Below are 23,863 nucleotides of genomic sequence, written 5' to 3'. Positions count from 1 at the left end.
TCCGGCCCTTCCGCGCCGATCCAGGAGACCCCCCATGACCCGCCTCGCCCTCGCCGCCCTGCTCGCCCTCGCCGCGATCCCCGCCACCTCCCGCGCCCAGACCGCCTGGGAGCTCGGCAAGAAGGCGGTCGGCGGCGCGGCCGTCGGGAAGCTGGAGAAGGAGCTCAACAAGCGGCTGCTCGCCGAGAGCCGGAAGAACCAGTGCTCGTTCAAGACCGACTCCGACGAGCTCGCCCCCGGCTGCGACCCCAAGGCGAAGCGGCTCGCCAGCGCGCTCGTGGACGCGAAGAGGCGGCTGCAGTCGGCCGGGGTCGAGAACTTCAAGTTCGAGGTGTCCGGCCACACCGACACCTCGGGCAGCGCCGCCCATAACCGGGAGCTGTCGCAGCGCCGCGCCGAGCGGATGAAGAAGGAGCTCGCCGCGAAGGGCGTTCCGTCCGGCGACATCACCGCCGTCGGGGTCGGGTCGGAGCGGCCGCTGGTGAAGCCCGACGACACGCCCGCCAAGAAGGCGAGGAACCGGCGCTACGAGGTGCAGGTCCGGCTCTAGCCGTCGCGGGGACGGGGGTCGCCGGCGCCCGCCGGCCGGCCCCGGACCGGCCGTGACCGGCGGTGCCGCCGCGCCCGGGCTCCCCCGGAGGCGCAATCCGGCATTCCTTGACCGGGCGGCGTGTATTTGTTACCTACACCGCACATTTTCGCCCCGGGCCTCGCCCGGTTACGAAAGTGGGCAGCGGCAGCGCCCACTTTTTTCTTTTTCTGGAAACATGTCCGCCATCGGCTCCGAGTCCACCGTCGAGCAGGTCCGCCGCGTCGTCGAGCCCGTGCTCGAGGCCGACGGCTACGAGCTCGTCGAGGTGGAGTGGCAGCGCGAGGGCGGCGCCTGGGTCCTGCGCCTCTACATCGACAAGGCGGGCGGCGTCACCATCGACGACTGCCAGGCCGCGTCCCGGACCGTGGAGCCCATCCTCGACGTCGAGGACGTCATCGAGCCGGCCTACGCGCTCGAGGTCTCCTCGCCCGGGGTGAACCGGCCGCTGCGGAAGCCGAAGGACTTCGAGCGCTTCGCCGGCGAGCGCGTGCACGTGAAGACCTACGGGCCGGTGGAGACCGCGCCGGCCGCCCCCGGCGTCGGGCCCCGGAAGAACTGGACCGGAACGCTGCGCGGCTTCCGCGACGGGATGGTCGAGGTGGACGTGGACGGACAGCTCCACCGGATCCCGCACGAGAAGATCGCGAAGGCCAACCTCGAGTACGACTTCGAGGCCGACCTGCACAAGAAGGAGTAGACGTGATGCAGCCGAACGTGAACCTCAACCTGATCCTCGACCAGGTCGCGAAGGACAAGGGCATCGAGCGCCCCGTCCTGATCCAGATCCTCGAGGAGGCGATCTCGCAGGCCGCCAAGAAGCACTTCGGCGTCGAGCGGGCCCTCAAGGCGCACTACGACGAGGAGAAGGGCCAGATCGACCTGTTCCAGGTCCTGACCATCGTCCCGGACGCGACCGAGGAGAGCCCCATCGCCGACCCGGTGAACATGATCCCGGTGAGCGTGGCGCGGGAGAAGGGCATCGAGGTGGAGGCGGGCGACGAGCTCGACTTCCCGATCTACTACCGGCCCGAGGACGAGGTGGAGGCGCGCGCCCAGGACGAGCAGTGGGGCGACCTCCTCAAGCTCAAGACCTACCGCCGCAGCTTCGGCCGCATCGCCGCCCAGACCGCCAAGCAGGTGATGATCCAGGGCACGCGCAACGCCGAGCGCGAGCTCATCTTCAACGAGTACAAGGACCGCAAGGGCGAGGTCATCACCGGCATCGTCCGCCGCTTCGAGCGCGGCAACGTCATCGTGGACCTCGGCCGGGCCGAGGCGGTGCTGCCGGTCCGCGAGCAGGTGCCGCGCGAGAGCTACCGCGCCGGCGACCGGCTCCAGGCCTGGGTGCTCGACGTGCTGCGCGAGTCGAAGGGGCCGCAGATCATCCTCTCCCGCGCCTCGGTGGACCTGCTCCGCAAGCTCTTCGAGATGGAGGTCCCCGAGATCGCCGAGGGCGAGGTGGTCATCGAGGCCGCCGCCCGCGAGCCGGGCGGCCGCGCCAAGATCGCGGTCAGCTCGCGCAACAGCGACGTGGACCCGGTCGGCGCCTGCGTCGGCATGAAGGGCAGCCGCGTCCAGGCGGTGGTGCAGGAGCTGCGCGGCGAGAAGATCGACATCGTGCCCTGGCACGAGGACCCGGCCCGCTTCGTCTGCAACGCGCTGGCGCCGGCCGAGGTCTCGCGCGTGCTCCTCGACGAGCAGAACCGGGCCATGGAGATCATCGTCCCCGACGACCAGCTCTCGCTGGCCATCGGCCGCCGCGGCCAGAACGTGCGCCTCGCCTCCCAGCTCACCGGGTGGAAGCTCGACATCAACAGCGAGTCGCGCGTGAAGGAGATGCACGAGTTCGCCATCCAGAGCTTCACGGCCATCGGCATCCCCGAGCAGACCCAGGAGATGCTGTACGCCCACGGCTTCCGGAAGGCGCAGGAGATCGCGAGCGCCTCGCCGGAGATGCTGACCCAGTTCCCCGGCTTCACCATGGACATGATCCCGGACCTGCAGAAGCGGGCCCGCGCCCAGGCCGTGGTGGACGCCGAGGAGGAGATCCGGCTCGAGACCGAGCGGGAGCAGGCGCGCCTCGCCGAGGCCCGCCGCCACCCGGACACGCTCACCCAGGACGAGCGGCTCGCCCGCGTGCGCGGGGTGGGCGAGAAGACCATCGAGCAGCTCAAGGGCGCCGGCTACGGGACGGTCGAGGCCATCCACAACGAGGCCGACGTGATGCGGCTGGCCGAGTCCACCGCCCTCGGCGTCAAGAAGGCGCGGCAGATCAAGCACGCCGTGGGCGTGTACCTCGAGGAGGAGGCCCGGCTCCGGGCCGAGCTCGATGCGGAGCGGGCCAAGAGCCCCATCTAGCGGGGGCGCCGGGGCGGTCCGCCCCGAGCGCACCTGCGTCGGGTGCGGTGGCAAGGCCCCCAGCGCGGAGCTGGTCCGGCTGGTGGTGGCGGGGGAGGCGGTCGCGATCGACCGCCGGCGCTCGGGGGGGCGGGGCGCCTGGTTGCACCCCGCCCCGGCGTGCCTGGAGCGGGCGCTGAAGCGGAAGGCGTTCGGGCGGGCCTTCCGGCGGGCAGTGGTCGTCGACGGCGACCTGCTCCGCGGACAGTTGACGGGAAGTTGGCGTAAGGATTAGGAGACGGGTTCATGTCGAAGAAGCGGGTACACGAGCTCAAGAAGCAGCTCGAGGAGCAGGGGATCGAGCTCTCGAACCATGAGCTCGTCGAGAAGCTCCACGCGCTCGGGTACGACGTGAAGAGCCACTCGTCCTCGCTCGAGGACGATCAGGCCTCCACGGCGTTCGAGCGGATCGTGGGAGAGCGCAAGCCGAAGCCGGCGCCGGTCCGTCACGCCGGCCCGGGCTTCGTCGTGCGCAAGCACGCCCGCGCCGACGTGGTCGCGCCCCCGCCGCCGGTGGCCGCCCCCGCTCCCCAGCCGCAGCCCGCGCCGGAGCCGATCGAGGAGGCGCCCGAGGCGTCCCCCGTCGCGCCGCCGGCTCCCGCCGCCGCGCCGGTCGATCAGCCGCCCGCCGCGGCCGCGTCGGCCGCCCCGGCGCCGCAGCCCCAGGCCGCCCCCTCGGGCGCGCCGGCGCCGCAGCCCGCGCCGGCCGCGGCCCCGGTCCAGGCCACCCCTTCGGCCAGCCCCGTCGCTGCGCCGCCCCCGGCCACCCCGGCCGGCGTGACGCAGCGCCCCGCCCAGCCCATGGCCGCTTCCTCGCAGACGCCGTCCACCACCCCGCCGGCCCCCAAGCCGCCCGCGGCGCCGCCCGTCGATCCGCGCACGCTCCGCCCCACCTCCACGCAGGCGGTGGTCATCAACCGGCCCCTCGTGCCGGTCCGGCGCGTCACGCCGCCCTCGTCGTCGCGGCAGAGCTACCCCGCCGCCCCCGGGCCGCGCGCCCTCGGCGAGGTCCGCGAGTTCAAGGTCGTCCCGGGCATGCTCGGGCGCGAGCGCGAGATCATCGACGTGTCGAAGCGCCGCGGCCGCGGCGGCGGGCGCCCGGCCTCGGAGACCCAGCAGGCGCTCTCGGGCAAGGAGCTCCTGCAGGCCGCCATCAGCGACCGGGCCTACGTTCCGATCCGCGGCAAGAAGAAGAAGCCCACCAAGAAGGGAGCGAAGACGCAGGTGACCGAGCGTGCCGAGCACAAGAAGGTCATCCGCGTGGAGGAGTCCATCTCGGTCTCCGAGCTCTCCCAGTCCATGGGCGTCAAGGCCTCCGACCTCATCCGGAAGCTGATGCAGCTCGGGACGATGGCCACCATCAACCAGCTCATCGACGCCGACACGGCGGCGCTGCTGGCGACCGACTTCGGCTTCACCGTCGAGAAGAAGGGCTTCGAGGTGGAGGAGTTCATCCCCGAGGTCGAGGTGGACGAGTCGAAGCTCGTCAACCGGCCGCCGGTCGTGACCGTCATGGGCCACGTGGACCACGGCAAGACCTCGCTCCTCGACGCCATCCGCCAGGCCGACGTGGCCGCCGGCGAGGCGGGCGGCATCACCCAGCACATCGGCGCCTACTCGGTGCAGACGCCGAAGGGGCCCATCACCTTCCTCGACACGCCGGGCCACGAGGCCTTCACGGCGATGCGCGAGCGCGGCGCCAAGGTCACCGACCTCGTGGTGCTGGTGGTGGCGGCCGACGACGGCGTCATGCCGCAGACCGCCGAGGCCATCAAGCACGCCCAGGCCGCCGGGGTGACGATCCTCGTCGCCATCAACAAGATCGACAAGCCGGGCGCCACTCCCGAGCGCGTCATGCAGCAGCTCACCGAGTACAAGCTCGTCCCCGAGCAGTGGGGCGGCGAGACCATCATGCTGCCGGTCTCCGCCCGCACCAAGCAGGGCGTGCCGGAGCTGCTCGAGTACATCGCGCTGCAGGCCGAGGTGCTCGACCTCAAGTCGAACCCCGAGACGCTGGCCGCCGGCCACGTCATCGAGGCCAAGCTCGAGAAGGGCCGGGGCCCGGTGGCCACGGTCCTCGTCGAGGAGGGCACCCTCCGGGTCGGCGACGCCATCGTCACCGGCATCCACTACGGCCGCGTCCGCGCGATGATGAACGAGCGCGGCGAGCAGGTGAAGGAGGTCCCGCCGGGCTACCCGGTGGAGGTGCTCGGCCTCTCCGGCGTCCCCGTCGCCGGCGACGAGTTCAACATCGTCGAGGACGAGAAGGCGGCCAAGGAGGTCGCCGCGCACCGCGCCGAGAAGGCCCGCCAGAAGGAGCTCGGCTCGGTCAAGCGCGCCACCCTCGAGGACCTGTTCGCGAAGTCGAAGCCGGGCGGCCAGAAGGAGCTCAACGTCGTCGTCAAGGCCGACGTCCAGGGCTCGGCCGAGGCGGTCTCGCAGGCGCTCCAGAAGCTGGCCGGCAAGAAGGTGGGGGTGAAGATCCTCACCTCGGCCGTCGGCGCCATCACCGAGTCCGACGTCCTCACCGCGGCCGCCGGCAAGGCGGTCATCGTGGGCTTCAACACCAAGCCCGAGACCAAGGTGGAGCAGATCGCGAGCCAGCAGGGCGTGAAGATCCTGCAGTTCTCGATCATCTACGAGGCGGTGGACGCCATCCGCACCGAGATGGAGGACCTGCTCGAGCCCATCATCAAGGAGAAGCCGCTCGGCAAGGCCGAGGTCCGCCAGCTCTTCAGCATCCCGAAGGCGGGCACCATCGCCGGCTCCGCGGTCACCGAGGGCGTCATCAAGCGCTCCGCCCACGTCCGCATCGTGCGCGAGCGCAAGGTGGTGTTCCAGGGCAAGATCGCGACGCTCCGCCGCTTCAAGGACGACGTGAAGGAAGTGGCCCAGGGCTTCGAGTGCGGCATCGGCATCGAGGGCTTCACCGACCTGAAGCCGGGCGACGTGGTGGACGCCTACGAGCTCGAGCAGATCCGGCAGTCTCTGGAGTAGCCGGCCGCCGGCGGCCGGCGCGAGAGAGAGGTAGGGCGTCATGTTCGTGGGCATCCTGCGGCTGACGCTCTACCTGCCCGAGCCCGGCTCGCTGAAGTCCAAGCGCCACCTCCTCCGCTCGGCCATCGACCGGGTGAAGGCCAGGTTCAACGTGTCGGTGGCGGAGGTCGGGGACAACGACCTCTGGCAGCGCAGCGTGGTCGGCGTCGCCGCCGTCGGCAACGACCACGCCTTCGTGAACGAGACCCTCGACAAGGTGGCCGACTTCGTCGGCTCCATGCACGGCGGGCAGGTGCAGATCATCGATCGGGTCCTCGAGATCGCGAGCTACGGCGATTCGCTGGGGCAGGGCGGCGCGCGGACCCTGGCCGAGGCGGAGGCCGAGGCCATGGAAGAGGACTGGGACAAGGACGAGAACCCATGAGCACCCACGACCGCCCGGCCCGCGTGGCCCACGACGTCCAGCGGGAGGTCTCGGCGCTCATCGCGCGGGGACTCAAGGACCCGCGCATCGGCGGCTTCATCACCGTCACCGGCGCCAAGATGTCGCCCGACCTGCGCGACTGCACCGTCTACGTCTCCGTCCACGGCGACGAGCCGGTGAAGAAGCAGACCATGGCCGGCCTCGCCGCCGCCGCCGGCTACCTCAAGCGCGAGGTGGCGCGGAACCTCAAGCTGCGCCTCGTCCCGAACCTCCGCTTCTCGTACGACGAGAGCATCGAGGAGGGGGACAAGATCGACCGGCTCCTCCGGGAAGTCTCCGAGAAGGAAGGCTGGAAGAAGTAGGCGCGCCCGTGACCACCGGCGTCCTCGTCGTCGACAAGCCCGCCGGCCCCACGAGCTTCGACGTGGTGCGCCGGGTGTCGCGCCTCTTCGGGCGCGAGAAGGCCGGTCACACCGGCACCCTCGACCCGGCGGCCACCGGCGTGCTGGGGGTCTGCCTCGGCGAGGCGGTCAAGCTGCAGCGCTTCCTCATGGAGGGCGACAAGGCCTACGAGGCCCTGGTCGCCTTCGGCGCCTCCACCACCACCGAGGACGCCGAGGGCGAGCTGGTCGAGGTGCGCGACCCCGCCGGCCTCGACGAGGCCCGGGTGCGCGCCGCGCTGCCGGCCTTCGTCGGCGAGCTCCGCCAGGTGCCGCCGATGTACTCCGCGGTCCGGGTGGACGGGCGCCGGCTCCACGAGTCGGCCCGCCGGGGCGAGGAGGTCGCGCGCGAGCCGCGCACCGTCCGCGTGGACGCCCTCGAGCTCCTCGGGTTCGAGCCGCCGCGGGAGGGGCGGGCGATGGCCCGCCTCCGGGTCGCCTGCGGGAAGGGCACCTACGTCCGCACCCTGGCGGTCGATCTCGGCCGCGCGCTCGGGCTGCCGGCGCACCTCGCCGCGCTGCGGCGCACCGCGGCCGGCCCGTTCCGGCTCGAGCAGTCCATCCCCCTCGAGGAGGCGGAGCGGCTCGGGCGCGAGACCCCCGCCGCCCTCGCCGCCCGGCTGGTGCCGCTCGAGGCGGCGCTCGGCTTCCTGCCGGCCGTCCGGCTCTCCGAGGGGGAGGCGCGCGATCTGCGCCACGGTCGCCTCCTCCCTTTGCCGGAGGTGCCTCCGGGGTACTCGGTGGCGCTGGGACCGGGGGGCGAGGTGCTGGCGGTGTGCGAGCCGTCCGGCGGGAGGCTCAAGCCGGTGCGGGTGCTCCAAGGAACGAATTGACGGCAAGCCCCCGGATCGCTTAGTAACACACCCCTCACTCCCGCCCGCACTGTCGCCCGTGGCGCGCGCCTTCGCCCCAGCGACGGTCCTGGCGGTCACCCGAAAGGAAGCATCTATGGCGTTGGTCCAGGAGAAGAAGTCCGAGCTCGTCCAGAAGTTCCGCCGTCACGACAGCGACACCGGGTCCCCCGAGGTCCAGGTCGCCCTGCTCACCGAGCGGATCACCTACCTGACCGAGCACTTCAAGACCCACAAGAAGGACCACCACAGCCGCCGCGGCCTGCTGAAGCTGGTCGGCCAGCGGCGCCGGCTCCTCGACTACCTCCGCACCGTCGACCAGAACCGCTACAAGGCGCTGATCGACAGCCTCGGCATCCGCAAGTAGTCGAAGGCCACGGCGCCCCGGCTCGCAAGGCCGGGGCGCTGTCGCATCCAGGCGGCGCCTCAGGGAGGAGCTTCCGTTTCCGATTGGATCGCCTCTCGCCGGAGGGGCGCTGCAGTCAGGAACTGAAGCACCTCGCGGGCGCCGCCGCCCGGCGCGAGCGCCGGTCAACCCGCTTGAAGAGGTGTACATGACTCCCATCCAGCAGAAGGTGCAGTGCGGCGCGAAGGAGATCCTGCTCGAGACCGGCAAGGTCGCCAAGCAGGCCGACGGCGCGGTCTGGGTCCGCTGCGGCGACTCGATCGTCCTCGTGACCGTGGTCTCGGCGAAGGAGAAGAAGGAGGGCATCGACTTCTTCCCGCTCACCGTGGACTACCAGGAGAAGCTCTTCGCCGCGGGCAAGATCCCGGGCAGCTTCTTCCGCCGCGAGGGCCGGCTCACCGAGCGCGAGACGCTGGTCTCCCGCATCATCGACCGCTCCTGCCGCCCCCTCTTCCCCGAGGGCTACGCCAACGAGACCCAGATCATCGCCACCGTCGTCTCCTTCGACCAGGAGAACGACACCGACGTGCTGGCGCTGACCGGCGCCTCGGCGGCGCTCCAGGTCTCGAACGTCCCCTTCAACGGCCCCATCGCCGGCGTCCGCGTCGGCCGCATCAACGGCCAGTTCGTCGCCAACCCCACCCTCGCCCAGCGCGGCGAGTGCGACATGGACATCGTGCTGGCCGCCTCGCGCGACGCCATCGTGATGGTCGAGGGCGGCGCCCACGAGGTGGACGAGAAGACCATGGTGGACGCGCTCCTCTTCGGCCAGGCGGCCGTGAAGGAGCTGCTCGACGCCCAGGAGGCGCTCGGCAAGGCCGCCGTCGGTGGCGGCGTGAAGCGCGCCTTCGAGGCGCCCAAGGCCGACGAGGCGCTCAAGGAGAAGGTGAAGTCCCTCACCTGGGAGAAGGTGAAGGAGGCCTACTCCCGCAACGAGAAGCACGACCGCTACGGCCGCCTCTCCGAGATCAAGAAGGAGATGATGGAGGCCTTCAAGGCCGAGGCCGCCGGCGACGCCGCCAGGCTGGCCGCGCTCGCCCAGCGCGAGAAGGAGATCAAGGGCTACTACGAGGACGTGAAGTACGAGTACATGCGCAAGATGATCACCGATGAGAAGCGTCGCATCGGTGGCCGCGGCGAGACCGACATCCGCAAGATCACCTGCGAGGTCGGCCTGCTCCCGCGCGTGCACGGCTCGGCCCTCTTCACCCGCGGCGAGACCCAGGCGCTCGTCGCCACCACCCTCGGCACCGCCGAGGACGAGCAGCGCGTCGAGCAGCTCACCGGCATGAGCTTCAAGAAGTTCATGCTGCACTACAACTTCCCGCCGTTCTCGGTCGGCGAGGCCAAGTTCCTGCGCGGCCCCGGCCGGCGCGAGATCGGCCACGGCGCCCTCGCCGAGCGCGCCCTGCGCCAGGTGATGCCGGACAGCGCGAAGTTCCCCTACACGGTCCGCATCGTCTCCGACATCATGGAGTCGAACGGCTCGTCCTCGATGGCGTCGGTCTGCGGCGGCTGCCTCTCGCTGATGGACGCCGGCGTGCCCATCAAGGCCCCGGTGGCCGGCATCGCCATGGGCCTCATCAAGGAGGGCGCGAAGATCGCCATCCTCTCCGACATCCTCGGCGACGAGGACCACCTCGGCGACATGGACTTCAAGGTCTGCGGCACCGAGGCCGGCATCACCTCGATCCAGATGGACATCAAGATCGGGGGCGTGACCCGCGAGATCCTGGAGCGCGCGCTCGCCCAGGCCGCCCAGGGCCGCAAGCACATCCTCGGCGAGATGGCCAAGGCCCTCACGGCGCCGCGCGGCGACGTGTCCGCCTACGCGCCCCGCATCACCACCCTGAAGATCCGCCCCGAGCGCATCAAGGACGTCATCGGGCCCGGCGGCAAGGTCATCAAGGAGATCGTCGCCACCACCGGCTGCGCCATCAACGTCGAGGACGACGGCACGGTCTCGGTGGCGAGCTCCGACCAGGAGCGCGTCGCCGCCGCCATCAAGCGCATCAAGGACCTCACCCAGGAGGCGGAGGTGGGCAAGACCTACCTCGGCACCGTGCGCAAGATCGTGGAGTTCGGCGCCTTCGTGGAGCTCTTCCCGGGCACCGACGGCCTCATCCACATCTCCGAGCTCTCCGACAAGCGCGTGAAGAGCGTCTCCGACGTCCTCTCCGAGGGCGAGGAGGTGATGGTGAAGGTCGTCTCCGTCGACCGCGCCGGCAAGATCCGGCTCTCGCGCAAGGAGGCCCTCGCCGACGCCGCCAAGAAGGACGGCGAGCCGAAGGCCGAGGCCAAGCCCGAGGTCAAGTAGGGGAGGGCGGCCCCGCCGCCCCTGAGCTTGCGCGCCGCGCCCGGGTCCGCCCTGGCGCGGCGCTTTCGATCCGGCCCCCGCCGGACCAGAGGACCGAATGAGCGTCACCGTGAAGATCCAGCGCGTCGCCGGCCGGGGCGAGCCGCTCGAGCTGCCCTCGTACCAGACGGCGGGCTCCGCCGGCCTCGACCTCCGCGCCGACGAGGCCTGCCTCCTCGCGCCGGGGGAGCGGCGGCTCGTGCCCACCGGGCTCCGGCTCGAGCTCCCCGCCGGCTACGAGGGCCAGGTGCGCCCGCGCTCCGGGCTCGCGCTGAAGCACGGCGTCGGCATGGTCAACGCCCCGGGCACCATCGACAGCGACTACCGCGGCGAGGTGGGCGTCATCCTGGTGAACTGGGGCCAGGCGCCGTTCGAGGTCCGGCGCGGGGAGCGGATCGCCCAGCTCGTCGTGGCCCCGGTGGTCCGGGCCGAGCTCGAGCTCGCCGACGCGCTCGCGGGCTCGGACCGGGGCGCCGGCGGCTTCGGCTCGACCGGCCGCTGACCCGCGCCATCTGCTAAGTTCACCGCGCCCCGCACGCCCGGGGCGCCAGGGCCCGAGGGGCCGAGGAGGACCGATGATCCCGCGTTACACCCGTCCCGAGATGGCGGCCGTCTGGTCGCCTGAGCGGCGCTACCGGATCTGGCTCGACGTCGAGCTCGCCGCCTGCGAGGCGATGGTCCGCCTGGGCCAGGTGCCGCCCGAGGACTTCGGCGCGCTCCAGCAGCGCTTCCAGGGCTTCCAGTTCGGCCCGGCCGACGTGGCGCGGATCGAGGAGATCGAGAAGACGGTCAAGCACGACGTCATCGCCTTCCTCACCTACGTGGAGGAGCTCGGCGGCCCGGCCGCGCGCCACCTGCACAAGGGGATGACCAGCTCCGACGTCCTCGACACCACCCTCGCGGTGCAGCTCCGCGAGGCGACGGGCCTGCTCCTCGCCGGCCTGGACCGGGTGATGGCGGCGGTGAAGCGCCGCGCCTTCGAGCACAAGCTCACCCCGATGATCGGCCGCAGCCACGGCATCCACGCCGAGCCCATCACCTTCGGGCTCAAGCTCGCCGGCTGGTACGACGCCTGGGGGCGCCGGCGCGAGGCGCTGGCGCGGGCTGGCCGCACCGTCGCGGTGGGCAAGATCTCCGGCGCGGTCGGGACCTTCGCCAACGTCGATCCCCGGGTCGAGGGCTTCGTGATGGAGCGGCTCGGCCTCGAGGGCGGCGAGGGGGCGGCCACGCAGGTGGTGAACCGCGACCGGCACGCGGAGCTCTTCTGCGCCCTCGCGCTCTGCGGCGGTACGCTCGAGCAGCAGGCCACCGAGGTGCGCCACCTGCAGCGCACGGAGGTCCGCGAGGCGGAGGAGCCGTTCACCGCCGGCCAGAAGGGCTCCTCGGCGATGCCGCACAAGCGGAACCCCATCCTCTCCGAGAACCTCACCGGCCTCGCCCGCCTGCTCCGCTCCTACGCGCTGGCGGCGCTCGAGGACGTGGCGCTCTGGCACGAGCGCGACATCAGCCACTCCTCGGTGGAGCGGGTCATCGGCCCCGACGCCACCCTCGCGCTCGACTTCGCCCTGCACCGGTTCGCCGGCATGATCGAGAACCTGCGCGTCTACCCGGAGCGGATGAAGGAGAACCTCGACCTCACGGGCGGGCTCTACGAGGCCCAGCGCGTGCTGCTCGCCCTGGTCGGGAAGGGGGTGGCGCGGCAGGAGGGGTACGTCTACGTCCAGCGCAACGCGATGAAGGTCTGGGAGGACAGGATCGACTTCCGGTCGGCGCTCAAGAAGGACCCGGACGTCCGGCGCGCGCTCGACGAGGCCGAGATCGACGCCTGCTTCGCGCTCGACTACCATCTCCAGCACGTGGACACGATCTTCCAGCGAGTGTTCGGTCGATGAGCCGCGGCGCGGGAGCCGCGATGGCGGCGGCGCTGGCGCTGCTCGCCGCCTGCGCCCACGGCGGCGCGGGGGCCCAGGGCGGCTCGGGCGCGCCGCCGGAGGCGCCGGGGTGCGCCAGCTGTCACGTCGCGGGCGAGCCCCGGCTGCGGGCCGAGGTGGTGACGGTCTGCCGGAGCTGCCACCCGGCGGCCCACGGCACGCTCCAGCCGAACGACCCGGGCGCGAACATGGCGTGCAACAGCTGCCACGATCCGCACGGCGTGCACGGGCTCTCGGCGAAGCCCGGGGCGTAGCGCCCGGCTCGCCGGGCCGCCGGCCGCGAGCGCCCCTCCCCCGCTCCCGCGTCGCGCGGGAGGGGGAGGGAGGCGGCGCGATCGCGCGGCGCCCTAGAGCAGCCCCGCCGCCGCCAGGTTCTTGCGGATGCGGGCGTCCACGCTGCCGGGCTCCGACTCGAACGTCTCGCCGGTGAGCCGCTCGTACGCCTCCATGTACTTCTGCGCCAGCATCACCCGGACGTCGTCGGAGAGCGGCGGCGGCTTGCCCTGGCCGGAGAAGCCGTGCTCCTTGATGAGCCACTGCCGGATGTTCTCCTTGTCGAGCATCTCCGGCTCCTCGCCGCGCGCGAACCGCTCGGCGTAGGAGGCCTCGACCCAGTAGCGGGAGCTGTCGGGGGTGTGGATCTCGTCGATGACCACCAGCTTCCCGTCGGCGATCCCCATCTCGTACTTGGTGTCCACGAGGATGAGCCCGCGCTGGTGCGCCCACTCCTGGCCGCGCGCGAAGAGCCGGTGGGCCACGGCGGTCGCCTCGGTCCAGACGTCCTTCGGGACGAGCCCCTGCCGCAGGATCTCGGCCTCGCTGATGGGCTCGTCGTGCTTGCCGTACTCGGCCTTGGTGGACGGGGTGATGATGGGCGCGGCGAGCCGCTGGTCGCGGGTGAGCCCCGCCGGCCAGTCGATGCCGTAGGCGCCGGCCTTGCCGGCCTGGTAGTCGCGCCAGAGCGAGCCGGTGATGTAGCCGCGGATCACGATCTCGACCGGCAGCGCCTGCGCCCGCTTCACCACCATGACGCTCGGGTCGGGCGAGGAGAGGACGTGGGTCGGGGCGATGTCCTTCACCTTGTCGAACCAGAAGAGCGTCAGGCGGGAGAGCACCTCGCCCTTGAACGGGATCGTGCCGAGCACGTGGTCGAAGGCGCTCACGCGGTCGGTGGTGACCATCACGATCCGGCCGTCCTGCGAGTAGTTGTCGCGGACCTTGCCCCGGTAGAGCGTGCCGAGGGCGGGGGCGTCGAATTCACGGAGGGTGTGGGCCAGCTGGGCCCGGATGCGCGGTTCGGTGATCATGGGGGAGGCATGCTAACGAGGCCGGCGCGGCAGGGGAAGCGCCATCTCCCAGCCCCTTGAGGTACTGTCGGCCCATGCGCCCGGATCGCGTCGTCCTCGTCCTGCATCGCCCCTCCAGCGCCGACAACATCGGCGCCGCGGCGCGGGCGATGAAGAACTTCGGGCTCTCCCGCCTGGCGATCGTGGCTCCGCCCTCCTGGAGCGGACCCGCGCGGAGCGGGGGGGCGGCGACCGGGCGCGAGGACGTGCTCGCCCGCGCCCGGGTGCTCGCCCGGCGGGCGAGCGACCTGCTCGACGCGGCCGAGATCGCGCCCGACGCCCGCGCGGCGCTCGCCGGGGCGACCTGGGTCTGCGGGACCACCTCCCGCGCGCTCGAGGGCCGGCCGCGGCTCACCCCGCGCGAGCTCGCCGCCGAGGTCGCCCGCCGCAGCGAGGCCGGGCCGGTGGCGGTCCTCTTCGGCGAGGAGCGCCGCGGGCTCTCCGACGAGGAGCTCGAGCTCTGCCAGGCCGCCTGCACCATCCCCACGAGCCCGGCCTACGACTCGATGAACCTGGCGCAGGCGGTCGCGGTGCTCTCCTACGAGCTCTCGCAGGCCGCCTCGGCGCCGCTCGCCGCGCCGCCGCCGGCCGAGCCGGCGCGCCACGCCACCGTCGAGGCGCTCTTCGGCCGGCTCGAGGCGCTCCTGTCGGCGACGGGCTACCTCAACCCGCAGAACCCGACGCAGATCCTGGCCGACCTGCGCCGCCTGCTCGCGCGCGCCGAGCCCACGCAGCGCGAGGTGGAGCTGCTCGCGGCGGCGGTGAAGTCGGTCGAGCGCCGCCTGCGCGCGCCCTGAGCCGGAACACGAAAACCCTCGCCCCGGCTGGCGGGGGAGGGTTCGTGCGCTGCGGGGCTGGCGAGGGGTGAGGCTAGCTCGCGGCGGCCTCGGCCGCCTTGGCGCCCTTGCGGCTCTTCTTCCAGGCGTCGAAGTGCTCCTGGCAGAGCCCGTGCTCGACGACCTTCTTCTTGCAGCCTTCCTTGCTGCAGGTGTCGTAGCGGCCGGGGAACTTCTCCAGCTCGCCGCGGCGCCACTGGTCGTAGTGGAAGAAGCAGAACCCCTTGGCGCGGTAGGCCCGCTTGCAGCCCTCGATCTTGCAGGCCTTCTTGCCGCCGCCCTTGGGCGCGGGCGCCTTCTTCTTGGTCTTGGTCTCGGCCATCTCTCGAACTCGTTGGTTGACCGCGCGCCTGAGGCGGCGCAGCGGCGGCTAGATAACCCGAGCGCGTGCCGAATGGCAACCCTGGAGAGAGGGTCGGCGCCCCAAGGGCGCCCACCCGAGCGCGTGCCGAATGGCAACCCTGGAGAGAGGGACCGACCTGCGCGGACCCTCAGTCGCCGCCGGAGGCCTCCTGCCCCGGGGACGGCGCCCTGGCTCCGGCGACCCGCTCCTCGCCGGGCGGCGCCGGGGTGAGCTGCACGGCGAGCGCCCGCTCCTCGTCCCTCCCGCGCCGGATGGTGAGCGCCACGCGCCGCCCCACGCCCGCGGTGGCCACCTGCCAGCGCAGCCGCGCCGCGTTGCGCACCGCCCGCCCGCCGAAGCCGGTGATGACGTCGCCCACGCGCAGCCCGGCCCGCGCCCCCGGCCCGCCCTCGGCCACGCTCGTCACCATCACCCCCCGCTCGGCGCCCAGGCCCGCCGCCCGGGCGAGGTCGCGCGACACCTCGCGCACCGAGACCCCGAGCCAGCTCCGCACCACCTTCCCCTGCGCGCGGAGCTGCCCCAGGATCTCCTTCGCCATGTTGATGGGGACGGCGAAGCCGATGCCCTGGCCGGTGGCGTTCACGGCGGTGGCGATGCCCACCACCTCCCCGCGCAGGTTGAGGACCGGGCCGCCGGAGTTGCCGGGGTTGATGGAGGCGTCGGTCTGGATGAAGTCGTAGAAGCCCTCGCGGCCGGCCGGCGACACGTCGTCCCGCCCGGTGTGGCTCACGATCCCGAAGGTCACCGAGTGGCTCAGGCCGAAGGGGTTCCCGAGCACCAGCGCCCACTCGGCGATCTCCACCCGGTCGGAGTCGCCGAGGGGCACCACCGGCAGCGGCTCCGGCACCTCCACCTTGAGGAGCGCCACGTCGGTGGGCCCGTCGGCGCCGACGATCCGGGCCGGCACGCGCTGGCCGTCCTCGCCGAGGTCCACCTCCACCTGCGCGGCGCCCTCCACCACGTGCGCGTTGGTGAGGATCCAGCCGTCGCGGTGGATGACGAAGCCGGTGCCGAGCCCCTTCTTCGGCGCGCCGTCGTGGTACCGGTCGAAGAGGTCCTCGGGCGCGCCCTGGCCCGGCCCGCCGCCCTTGGGCGCCTCCGGCGGGGCGGTGGTGATGACGCTCACCACCGCGGGCATGGCCGCCTTCACGAGCCGGGTCAGGTCGGGGATGGGGGGTCGCGGGGCGGCCCCGTGGAGCTCGCTGAAGAGCGGCTCCTCCGGCGGGGCCGCGCCGGCCGGCGGCTCGGCCGCGAGCGCCAGCGCGAAGAGGAGCGCCCCGAGCACCATCCCACCTCCTGCGGGATCGCGAGGGCGATCCCCGGTGAGAAGGTGCGCGCGGCCGCGGCCGGGCACAACCGAGCGCCGGCGCCGCCGCGCGGAGCCGTGAAGGCTCCCGGCTGGCGGCCGCCCGGGGGCCGGGCGCCGGGCATGGCGCCGCCGCGGAGATCGCTAGCGCGCCCGCTCGGTCACCAGGCGATCGAGCGCGGCGTGGTCGGAGGCGCTGTGCTGCTCGTGGGGGAGCGGGCTCGGCCGGGCGGCGGAGGCGGAGCGGCGCGCAGGGGAGGGCGACGCCGGGGAGGGGGCGGGCTTCGCCGGCGGCTCCCGGCGGGGCGGCGCCGGGCTGGGCTCCTCCTCGTCGGCCTCGTCGGGCGCCGGGGCGGGGCGGGCGTGGCCCCGCGCGTGCGCGTGCGCCTGGGGCGCGTGGAGCGCTCCCGCGCGCTCGAGCAGCGTCTTCCCGTCCACCGGGACGAGCGCGAAGAGCGCCGCCAGGGTGCCGAGGACGAGGAGCCACTTCAGGAGCGCGAGCATGCGGGGGAGGGTGGCACGAGCGCCCGGGGCGGTCGAGTTTTCGGGCCGTCCGGAGGAGGGCGGCGCCGGAGGGCGCCGACGCCTACGCCAGCCAGGGCGCGAGGTCGGCGGCGCGGTGCACGATCACCTCGGCGCCGGCCTCGCGCAGCGCCGCCTCGGGCACGAGCCCCCACCCGACCGCCACGAAGGGGATCCCGGCGGCGCGGGCCGTCTCGAGGTCCACCCGGCTGTCGCCCACGAAGACCGCGTCGCCGGGCGACGCGCCGAGCTTCGCCAGGAGCGCGAGCGCGCCGGCCGGATCGGGCTTCCGGGCCGCCTCGTCCCCGCCGACCACCGCCGCGAAGCGGCCGCCGACCCCGAGCCCGTCGAGGATGCGTCGGGCGAGCCGCCCCGGCTTGTTGGTGAGCACGGCGAGGGTGCGCCCCGCGCCGGCGAGGACCTCGGCGACGCCCGGGTAGAGGCGGGTCCGGTCGAGCAGGTGGGCCTCGTAGTGCTCCCACCAGGCCGCGAGGGCGGGCTCGAGGAGGTCGGTCCGCGGCGCGACGGCCCGGGCCACCAGCTTCGCGGCCCCCTCGCCGACGAAGCTCGTCACCTCCTCGAGCGAGCGCGCCGGCAGCCCCACCACGCCGAGGGCGTGGTTCACGGCGAGGCAGAGGTCCTCGCGCGAGTCGATGAGCGTGCCGTCGAGGTCGAGGAGGGCCGCCCGGGTCACGCGCGCGCCTCCCGCTCGCCGGCCGCGCCGCCGGTCTCGCGCCGTTGCAGGACCCGCTCCAGGGCGGCGGCCACGCGGGGGTCGATCTGGCGCCCCGCCATGCTCGCCACCTTCTCGCTGGCGGTCGCGGGCGGGAGGGGCCGCTGGTACGGGCGCTCCGAGGTCATGGCGTCGTAGACGTCGGCGGCCGAGACGATGCGGGCCACGAGCGGGATCTGCTCGCCCGCCAGCTGGTCCGGGTAGCCGCCCCCGTCCCAGCGCTCGTGGTGCGAGCGGATGCCGGGCAGCGCGCCGGCCAGGAACTCGACGCCGCGCACGATCTCCGCCCCGATCACCGGGTGCTCGCGCATGACGGCCATCTCCTCCTCGGTGAGCTGGCCGGCCTTGCGCAGGATGGGCTCGCCCACGCCGATCTTGCCCACGTCGTGCAGGAGGCCGCCGTACTCGAGGAGGCGCAGCTGCGGCCCGTCGAGCCCGAGCTCCCGGCCGATCTCGACCGAGAGGTCGGCGACGCGCTGGCTGTGGCCGCGGGTGTACGGGTCCTTGGCGTCGATGGCGCCGGCGAGGCTCCGGAGGGTGTCGAGGTAGCCGCGCTCCAGCGCCGCGATGAGCCGGTGGTTCTCGGCGTCGTAGCTCGCGAGCTCGCGCGACATGTGGTTGAAGGTGTAGGCGAGGTCGCCGATCTCGTTGCGGACCTGCACCGGGACCTCGCGCCCGAAGCGGCCGCGCGCGATCTCGAGCGCGCCGGCGACGCAGGCGCGCACGGGGCGGGTGAGCCGCCGGGCGAACCAGGCCGACAGCGCGACCGAGAGCGCCACCGAGAACGCCCCCGCGCCGATGGCCAGGCCGTCGAGCTCGGCGCGGGTGGCGAGCAGCGCGCCCAGGACCGCCACCGGCACGGCCGACGACAGGAGCATCAGCCCGAGGATGGCCCGGAAGAGCCTCATCCGGCGCGCGCCGCCCGGGCCAGCTCGGCCAGCGCGCGCTCGATGGTGCGGCGCCGGAACGGCTTCTCGAGGTAGGCGTCGGGGGCGTCGCCGCCGTCCACCGCCCGCACGCTGTCGTCGCTGATGGCGGTGAGGAGCGCCGCCGGGACCCGCGCGCCGCCGCGCCGCATGGCCTGGAGGGCGTCGAGCCCGGAGAGGCGCGGCATGAGGAAGTCGAGGATGACCGCGTCGGGCCGCTCGGCCTCGTAGAGCCGCACCGCCTCCTCGCCGTCGGCGGCGGCCACGACCGTGTGCCCGAGCTCGGCGAGGATGTCCGAGAGCATGGCCCGGATGAGCCGGTCGTCGTCGGCGATGAGGAGCTTCATCGGGCCTCCATGATATCCCGGACCGAGGGCCGGGTCAGGGGCCGAGCCCCACCCACTCCGTGCCGTCCGCGAAGACCTCGCGCTTCCAGATGGGCGTCTCGCGCTTGAGCCGCTCGATGGCCTCCTCGCAGGCGCGGAAGGCCGGCGTGCGGTGCGGCGCGGCGGCCGCGATCACCACCGCCGACTCTCCCGGCTGGAGCACGCCCACCCGGTGGACGATGGCGAGCACGGCCCCGTGCGCCTCGGCCAGCTGGGCGCCGATGCGGGCGAGCGTCTTCTCGGCCATGGAGCGGTAGGCCTCGTACTCGAGCCGGACCACCGGGCGGCCGCGCGTCTCGCTGCGCACGTCGCCGCTGAAGGTGACCACCGCCCCGCGCCCGGGCGAGGCGACCGCGGCCACCACCTCGGCGAGCGAGAGGGGCGCGTCCTGGACGCGGAAGAGCGGGGCGCCGCCGGAGACCGGCGGGATGACGGCCACCTCCGCCCCGTCGGCGAGCGGGTGGTGCTCCTCGACCAGCTCCTCGCCGGCCGCCATGCGGCAGCGGGGGAGGATCCGGGCCAGGGCGGGGTGGCGCTCGGCGAGCGCGCGCCGCAGGGCGGCGACGTCGGCCGGCTCGGGCAGGACGATGGTCTCGCGATCCAGCCCGGCGGCCTCCCGGGCGGCGGCGAAGAAGAGGACGGTGAGGTTCATGCGGCCATTCTAACCGGCGCGGGCCGCCTGCGTGGGCCGCGCGGGCGCCTCGCACCAGCGCAAGAGCTCGCCCTCCGGCGGCAGCGCCTCGGCGCGCCGCACCTCGGCGCCGCGCGAGAAGAGGATGAAGGTGGGGGACCGCTCGACGTCGTAGGCCCGCGCCGCGGCCGGCTCGGCGCCCGGGTCCACGGTCAGCACCAGCAGGTCGCCCGCCTGGTCCCGGGCGATGCGCCGCAGCTCGGCGGGCGCCTCGCCCGCGGAGAAGTCCACCAGCACCGGGGCGGGCGAGGAGCGCAGGGCCGAGACGAGCGAGGCGGCGTCCACCTCCTGCGGCGCGCCCGACACGTCGAGCGCGCGCTTGCAGCGGGCGCACTCGCTCCCGCCGGCCGGCGAGCCGACGCGGTTCACCGCCCCGCAGGCGGTGCAGCGGAAAACTGGCATGGGTCCCCTCGCGTGAAGCACATCCCCGCCGGCCAGTATAGCAGGAAGGGGACGGAGGGGGTCGCGCTATCGGTGGAAGAGCCGCGCCAGGTCGCCGAAGACGGTCAGGAGGATGAGGCCGAAGATGGCGATGAAGCCGACCAGGTGGACGGTGCTCTCCACCTTCTCGTCCACCCGCCGCCGGGTGACGATCTCGTAGCACAGGAAGACCAGCCGGCCGCCGTCGAGCGCGGGGATGGGGAGCAGGTTGAAGAGCGCGAGGACGATGGAGATGAACCAGACCATCGACAGGAACGGGGCGAGCCCCGCCCGCGCGCTCTTCGCCATCTCCTGCGCGATGCCGACCGGGCCCCGCAGCTCCGCCTGCTGCTTGCGGCTCACCATCTGGCCCAGGCCGGCGAGGATGTCGCCGGCCCGCGCGTTGGTGAGGGCGAGGCCGCGCCCCAGCGCCGCTGCCGGCGGGGCCCGGACGAGCCGCATGCTCGGCCCGAGCCCGAGACGGCCGCGGCCGCCGATCGCGTCCGGCACCGCGGTGAGCGCGAGCGGCGCGCCGCCCCGCTCCACGTCCAGCCGGACCGGCCGCGAGGGGCGGGCCTGCACCGCCGAGACCAGCGCCGCCCACGAGCCGACCGGCGCCCCGTCCACCGCCACGATCCGATCGCCCTCGCGCAGCCCGGCGCGCTCGGCGGCGCTCCCGGCCACCACCTCGCCCACCGCCGGCGCCGGGTCGGGCTCGCGGATGCCGGTGGTCGCGATCATGGCCCACGCGAGCAGCACCGCGCCCACGTAGTTCATGGCCGGGCCGGTGAGGATGACGAGGAAGCGTCGCCAGGCGGGCTGGTTCGAGTAGGCGGCCGGGTCGCCCGGCGCGATCTCCTCGTCCGGCGCCATGCCGGCGATCTTCACGTAGCCGCCGAACGGCAGGATCGAGATGGCGTACTCGGTCTCGCCCCGGCGGGTGGACCAGACCACCGGCCCGTACCCCACGCTGAAGCGCTCGACGCGCATCCCGCACGCCCGGGCCACGGCGAAGTGGCCGGCCTCGTGGATCACGATGAGGAAGGAGAACGCGAGGACGACGACCAGCGCGACGGCGAGGAAGCTCGCCGCCGCGGAGAGGGCCACGGCAGGGATCATCCGGCAGTTCCTATCACGTCCCCGACCTCCAGCACCTCGAAGGCGAGCACCCGGGTGCCGGGCAGCGCGGCGGCGTCGGCGCGCAGCCCGGCGCGCAGGCAGGCGTGCTTCAGGTACTCGGCGGCCCCCCAGCCCTGGCCCGCGGCCGCCGCCGGCAGCAGCACGGCGGCGTGGTCGCCGTGGGTGACCGAGAGGCCCTGGCGGGCCGGGTCGAGCCGGCCCGGGTCGTCGAGCGGCTCCGGCGCGGCCGCGAGCGCGACCGTGCAGCGGGCCCGCGGCAGCTCCGCCGCGGTGACGGGCGGGGTGCGCGGGTCCTCGAGGGCGGCGCGCACCGCCATGGCGGCGGTCTCCTCGAGGAGCGGGGCCGAGGGGGCGATGGCGCCGAGGCTGCCGCGCCGCTCGCCGTCCACCGTCCAGCTCACGAAGACGCCGGCCCGCAGCGAGGCGAGCCGGCCGGGCGCGGCGGGCGGGTCGGCGGGAGCGCCGAGGGCCCGCGCCAGCGCGGCGCGGGCGACGAGGAGGAGCGCGGCGCGCTCCTCGGGGACGAGGTCGATCACAGGCGCCTCCGCTGCCCGGTGAGGAGGTAGCGCCGGACGTCCCCCAGGATCTCGGCGTGGTCGAAGCAGAGCGGCGAGGGGAGCGCCGTCCAGGGGAAGGGGCGGGCCTGCGCGGCGTCGTCGCCGCCGACCGGCTCGCCCTCGGCCCGGCCGATGAAGACCGTGGTCACGGTGTGGCGGCGGGGATCGCGGCGCGGGTCGGAGTAGGCGTGGAACTGCTCCTCCAGCGTCACCTCGAGCCCGATCTCCTCGCGCGCCTCGCGCACCGCGGCGGCCTCGAGCGACTCGCCCTCGTCCACGAAGCCGCCGGGGAGGGCCCAGCCGCGCGGCTCCCCCTTGCGCTCGACCAGCACCACCCGATCGCCGGGCAGGAGCACCACCAGGTCCACGGTGGGGGTGGGGTTCCGGTACTCGGCCACGCTCAGGCTCCCGGCCCGACGATGAGCGGCGCCTCGCGGCCGGTCCCCGCGCCGCCCTCGGGGCGGGCCGGGAAGGCCTTCTCGACGAGGAGGCGCGCGAAGGGGATCTCGGCGGCGGGCCGGCCGGCCTCGAGGGCGCGGGCGGCCGCGGCGGCGGCGCGCGCGTCGTCCGGGCGGCCGGTCCGCTCGAGGTGATCGGCCACCGTGCGGAGCCGGGCCGCGAGCAGCGCGCGGCGGGGCGCGTCGAGCCAGGCCTCGGCCGCCTCGGCGACGGCGCGGGCCGACTGCTCCTCGCGCTGCTGCTCGTCGAGGTAGAGCGGCGAGACCGCGATCTCGTCGAGGCGGGCCGCGAGCGCGCGCAGGGCGTCCTCATCGGCGAGCCACGAGCGGAGCAGCGGCAGGGCGTGGAGCCGGCCGGACGCCTCGAGGGCGGCGCGCTCCTCGGGCTCGGGCAGCGGCGGGAAGCGGGCGGGCAGGTCGGGCGCCTCCCCGGCGGGCCCGAGCTTCGAGAGCCAGAGGTCGGCCCCCTCGGGCGGCGGCTTCGCCTCGCCGTTCAGCCGGCGCGCCTGCGCGACCAGCGCCTGCGCCGTCCCGCGATCGACCTCGTCGATGCCGAGCACGCGCCCCCGCTCCTCGAGGTCGTGCGCGAAGGCGCGGAACTCCTTGCGCCCGAGGACCCCGACCTGGAACTCGAGGAGGCCCTGGGCGTCGGAGAGGATGAGCTGGGCCACCTCGACGCCGCGGCCGGGCTGGTTGCGGGCGATCCAGACGGCGCGCTCGCCGTGCCCGTCCACCACCGAGGCGTAGCAGGGGAACTCCGGCTCGACGACGGCGACGGGAGCGGGAGGCGGCGGCCGGGCCGGCTCCGGGACGGAGACGCCGCGGGCCTTGAGGAGGTGGAGGCAGCGCTTCCCCTCCTTGGCCACGTCCTTCGAGGGGTGGGCGGCGGCGGCGGCGAGCAGGTCGGCGCGGCCCGCCTGCAGGGCGGCGCGCAGGACCGCCAGCGCGAGCGGCGCCGGGAGGGACTGCACCTCCTCGGGCTTGGCGCGGGCGATCGCGAGCACGATCCGGCAGGCGCGGCCGGCCTCCTCCCGGGGCGCGCCGGTGGCGGTGGCGATCTCCTGGGACTCCACGTTGGGATCCTTGAGAAGCGCCAGCACGGCGTCGGGGTCGGGGAGTGGGGTCATGGCGAGCGGACTCTAGCCGCGGGCGCCCTCTCCCTCAATTGTTTCGCGCCGGCGCGGCGCTACGCCACCTTCTGGAACTTCTCGCCCGGGAGGCCGCAGACCGGGCACTTCTCGGGGACGCCGAACTCGAGGTCGCCGCAGACCGGGCAGAGGTAGACCTGCATCTGCGAGAGGTCCTGGCCGCCCTCGAGGGCCGCGAGCGCCTGCTGGAAGAGGCGCGCGTGCACCTTCTCGACCTCGTTGGCGAACCCGAGCATCTTCTGGCCGCGGTGCCCCTCCTGCCTGGCCTGCTCCACCATGGGCGGGTACATCTCGCTGAACTCGTAGGTCTCGCCGGCGACGGCGGCCTTCAGGTTCTCGAGGGTGGAGCCGACGTGGCCGGCGTTGGCGAAGTGGGCGAGGGCGTGGATGGTCTCGGCCTCGGCGGCGGCGCGGAAGAGCCGGGCGATGGCCGGCAGCCCCTCCTTGTCGGCCTTCTTCGCGAAGGCGAGGTACTTGCGGTTGGCCTGGCTCTCGCCGGCGAAGGCGATCTCGAGGTTCTCGTTGGTGGTGGGCATGGGTCCTCCGGAGGAAGGTGGGAGGAACTCCTTACCGCATTTCCGCGCGCCGCGGATCGCGGGCCGGAGGGGCCGCCCTGGCCGGCGCGGGGCCGGTGAG

28 protein-coding genes are annotated in these 23,863 nt (G+C 73.8%); 14 read left to right on the top strand and 14 right to left on the bottom strand.

Going from position 1 to position 23,863, the window contains the following annotated elements:
- Positions 1 to 34: 34 nt before the first annotated feature.
- From AMPC_RS07380 to AMPC_RS07320, 13 genes are all read left to right on the top strand, one after another.
- Positions 35 to 550 carry an OmpA family protein gene (locus tag AMPC_RS07380; protein WP_248345505.1) on the top strand — a complete coding sequence of 172 codons (516 nt, stop codon included), beginning with the start codon at positions 35 to 37 and terminating at the stop codon, positions 548 to 550.
- 217 nt (positions 551 to 767) lie between these two features.
- Positions 768 to 1,289 carry a ribosome maturation factor RimP gene (locus AMPC_RS07375; protein WP_248345504.1) on the top strand — a complete coding sequence of 174 codons (522 nt, stop codon included), beginning with the start codon at positions 768 to 770 and terminating at the stop codon, positions 1,287 to 1,289.
- Positions 1,290 to 1,294: 5 nt separating this feature from the next.
- On the top strand, positions 1,295 to 2,950 hold the full coding sequence (nusA, locus tag AMPC_RS07370) for a transcription termination factor NusA (protein WP_248346275.1): 1,656 nt from the start codon (positions 1,295 to 1,297) through the stop codon (positions 2,948 to 2,950).
- Positions 2,922 to 3,224 carry a YlxR family protein gene (locus AMPC_RS07365; protein WP_248345503.1) on the top strand — a complete coding sequence of 101 codons (303 nt, stop codon included), beginning with the start codon at positions 2,922 to 2,924 and terminating at the stop codon, positions 3,222 to 3,224. Before nusA ends, AMPC_RS07365 begins: the two co-directional genes overlap by 29 nt.
- Positions 3,225 to 3,235: 11 nt before the next feature.
- Positions 3,236 to 5,986 carry a translation initiation factor IF-2 gene (gene infB, locus AMPC_RS07360; RefSeq protein ID WP_248345502.1) on the top strand — a complete coding sequence of 917 codons (2,751 nt, stop codon included), beginning with the start codon at positions 3,236 to 3,238 and terminating at the stop codon, positions 5,984 to 5,986.
- Positions 5,987 to 6,026: 40 nt separating this feature from the next.
- The gene (locus AMPC_RS07355; RefSeq protein ID WP_248345501.1) at positions 6,027 to 6,410 is read left to right on the top strand and encodes a DUF503 domain-containing protein; all 384 of its coding nucleotides are present in this window, start codon (positions 6,027 to 6,029) and stop codon (positions 6,408 to 6,410) included.
- Positions 6,407 to 6,772 (top strand): 30S ribosome-binding factor RbfA, encoded by a 366-nt coding sequence (gene rbfA / locus AMPC_RS07350; protein WP_248345500.1) that lies wholly within the window; start codon positions 6,407 to 6,409, stop codon positions 6,770 to 6,772. The genes AMPC_RS07355 and rbfA overlap by 4 nt, the downstream gene beginning before the upstream one ends.
- 8 nt (positions 6,773 to 6,780) lie before the next feature.
- Complete coding sequence (gene truB, locus AMPC_RS07345; RefSeq protein ID WP_248345499.1) at positions 6,781 to 7,683, top strand: tRNA pseudouridine(55) synthase TruB; 903 nt, start codon at positions 6,781 to 6,783, stop codon at positions 7,681 to 7,683.
- A 115-nt stretch (positions 7,684 to 7,798) separates the two neighbouring features.
- Complete coding sequence (gene rpsO / locus AMPC_RS07340) at positions 7,799 to 8,068, top strand: 30S ribosomal protein S15 (protein ID WP_248345498.1); 270 nt, start codon at positions 7,799 to 7,801, stop codon at positions 8,066 to 8,068.
- A 187-nt stretch (positions 8,069 to 8,255) separates the two neighbouring features.
- Complete coding sequence (gene pnp, locus AMPC_RS07335) at positions 8,256 to 10,424, top strand: polyribonucleotide nucleotidyltransferase (RefSeq protein ID WP_248345497.1); 2,169 nt, start codon at positions 8,256 to 8,258, stop codon at positions 10,422 to 10,424.
- 97 nt (positions 10,425 to 10,521) lie between these two features.
- Complete coding sequence (gene dut, locus AMPC_RS07330) at positions 10,522 to 10,965, top strand: dUTP diphosphatase (protein WP_248345496.1); 444 nt, start codon at positions 10,522 to 10,524, stop codon at positions 10,963 to 10,965.
- Positions 10,966 to 11,038: 73 nt separating this feature from the next.
- Positions 11,039 to 12,355, top strand: coding sequence for an adenylosuccinate lyase (purB, locus tag AMPC_RS07325; protein WP_248345495.1), 1,317 nt, complete (start codon positions 11,039 to 11,041; stop codon positions 12,353 to 12,355).
- A complete protein-coding gene (locus AMPC_RS07320; protein WP_248345494.1) occupies positions 12,352 to 12,648 on the top strand; it encodes a hypothetical protein in 297 nt (98 codons plus the stop codon). The genes purB and AMPC_RS07320 overlap by 4 nt, the downstream gene beginning before the upstream one ends.
- Before the next feature lie 93 nt (positions 12,649 to 12,741).
- Here the strand turns inward: AMPC_RS07320 and AMPC_RS07315 are convergent, their stop codons facing one another.
- On the bottom strand, positions 12,742 to 13,701 hold the full coding sequence (locus AMPC_RS07315) for a phosphoribosylaminoimidazolesuccinocarboxamide synthase (protein WP_248345493.1): 960 nt from the start codon (positions 13,699 to 13,701) through the stop codon (positions 12,742 to 12,744).
- A 74-nt stretch (positions 13,702 to 13,775) separates the two neighbouring features.
- Between AMPC_RS07315 and AMPC_RS07310 the strand changes: the two genes are divergently transcribed.
- The gene (locus AMPC_RS07310; protein WP_248345492.1) at positions 13,776 to 14,537 is read left to right on the top strand and encodes an RNA methyltransferase; all 762 of its coding nucleotides are present in this window, start codon (positions 13,776 to 13,778) and stop codon (positions 14,535 to 14,537) included.
- A 73-nt stretch (positions 14,538 to 14,610) separates the two neighbouring features.
- Here AMPC_RS07310 and AMPC_RS07305 read toward each other — a convergent pair whose 3' ends face one another.
- The 13 genes from AMPC_RS07305 to AMPC_RS07245 all read right to left on the bottom strand — a co-directional run bounded on the left by AMPC_RS07305 (position 14,611) and on the right by AMPC_RS07245 (position 23,763).
- Complete coding sequence (locus tag AMPC_RS07305; protein ID WP_248345491.1) at positions 14,611 to 14,898, bottom strand: hypothetical protein; 288 nt, start codon at positions 14,896 to 14,898, stop codon at positions 14,611 to 14,613.
- A 169-nt stretch (positions 14,899 to 15,067) separates the two neighbouring features.
- Positions 15,068 to 16,228 carry a S1C family serine protease gene (locus AMPC_RS07300; RefSeq protein ID WP_248345490.1) on the bottom strand — a complete coding sequence of 387 codons (1,161 nt, stop codon included), beginning with the start codon at positions 16,226 to 16,228 and terminating at the stop codon, positions 15,068 to 15,070.
- A 162-nt stretch (positions 16,229 to 16,390) separates the two neighbouring features.
- Positions 16,391 to 16,750 (bottom strand): hypothetical protein, encoded by a 360-nt coding sequence (locus AMPC_RS07295; RefSeq protein WP_248345489.1) that lies wholly within the window; start codon positions 16,748 to 16,750, stop codon positions 16,391 to 16,393.
- A gap of 82 nt (positions 16,751 to 16,832) precedes the next feature.
- Positions 16,833 to 17,462: an HAD family hydrolase gene (locus AMPC_RS07290; RefSeq protein WP_248345488.1), complete on the bottom strand. Its 630-nt coding sequence runs from the start codon at positions 17,460 to 17,462 to the stop codon at positions 16,833 to 16,835.
- Positions 17,459 to 18,409, bottom strand: a complete 951-nt coding sequence (locus AMPC_RS07285; protein WP_248345487.1) for an HD-GYP domain-containing protein — start codon at positions 18,407 to 18,409, stop codon at positions 17,459 to 17,461. The genes AMPC_RS07290 and AMPC_RS07285 overlap by 4 nt, the downstream gene beginning before the upstream one ends.
- The gene (locus tag AMPC_RS07280) at positions 18,406 to 18,774 is read right to left on the bottom strand and encodes a response regulator (RefSeq protein WP_248345486.1); all 369 of its coding nucleotides are present in this window, start codon (positions 18,772 to 18,774) and stop codon (positions 18,406 to 18,408) included. The genes AMPC_RS07285 and AMPC_RS07280 overlap by 4 nt, the downstream gene beginning before the upstream one ends.
- A gap of 34 nt (positions 18,775 to 18,808) precedes the next feature.
- The gene (moaD, locus tag AMPC_RS07275; protein WP_248345485.1) at positions 18,809 to 19,465 is read right to left on the bottom strand and encodes a molybdopterin converting factor subunit 1; all 657 of its coding nucleotides are present in this window, start codon (positions 19,463 to 19,465) and stop codon (positions 18,809 to 18,811) included.
- A 9-nt stretch (positions 19,466 to 19,474) separates the two neighbouring features.
- Positions 19,475 to 19,906 carry a thioredoxin family protein gene (locus AMPC_RS07270; RefSeq protein ID WP_248345484.1) on the bottom strand — a complete coding sequence of 144 codons (432 nt, stop codon included), beginning with the start codon at positions 19,904 to 19,906 and terminating at the stop codon, positions 19,475 to 19,477.
- A gap of 66 nt (positions 19,907 to 19,972) precedes the next feature.
- On the bottom strand, positions 19,973 to 21,043 hold the full coding sequence (gene rseP / locus AMPC_RS07265) for an RIP metalloprotease RseP (RefSeq protein ID WP_248345483.1): 1,071 nt from the start codon (positions 21,041 to 21,043) through the stop codon (positions 19,973 to 19,975).
- Positions 21,040 to 21,600: an AMMECR1 domain-containing protein gene (locus AMPC_RS07260; RefSeq protein WP_248345482.1), complete on the bottom strand. Its 561-nt coding sequence runs from the start codon at positions 21,598 to 21,600 to the stop codon at positions 21,040 to 21,042. Before AMPC_RS07260 ends, rseP begins: the two co-directional genes overlap by 4 nt.
- Positions 21,597 to 22,019: an NUDIX domain-containing protein gene (locus AMPC_RS07255; protein WP_248345481.1), complete on the bottom strand. Its 423-nt coding sequence runs from the start codon at positions 22,017 to 22,019 to the stop codon at positions 21,597 to 21,599. The genes AMPC_RS07260 and AMPC_RS07255 overlap by 4 nt, the downstream gene beginning before the upstream one ends.
- Before the next feature lie 2 nt (positions 22,020 to 22,021).
- On the bottom strand, positions 22,022 to 23,206 hold the full coding sequence (locus AMPC_RS07250) for a hypothetical protein (RefSeq protein WP_248345480.1): 1,185 nt from the start codon (positions 23,204 to 23,206) through the stop codon (positions 22,022 to 22,024).
- 59 nt (positions 23,207 to 23,265) lie between these two features.
- Positions 23,266 to 23,763, bottom strand: coding sequence for a rubrerythrin family protein (locus tag AMPC_RS07245; protein ID WP_248345479.1), 498 nt, complete (start codon positions 23,761 to 23,763; stop codon positions 23,266 to 23,268).
- Positions 23,764 to 23,863 lie beyond the last annotated feature (100 nt).

The organism is Anaeromyxobacter paludicola (assembly GCF_023169965.1).
Classification (GTDB): Bacteria; Myxococcota; Myxococcia; order Myxococcales; family Anaeromyxobacteraceae; genus Anaeromyxobacter_B; species Anaeromyxobacter_B paludicola.
The sequence above is the reverse complement of the archived record's forward strand: the minus strand, read 5'-3'. Positions and strand labels throughout refer to the sequence as shown.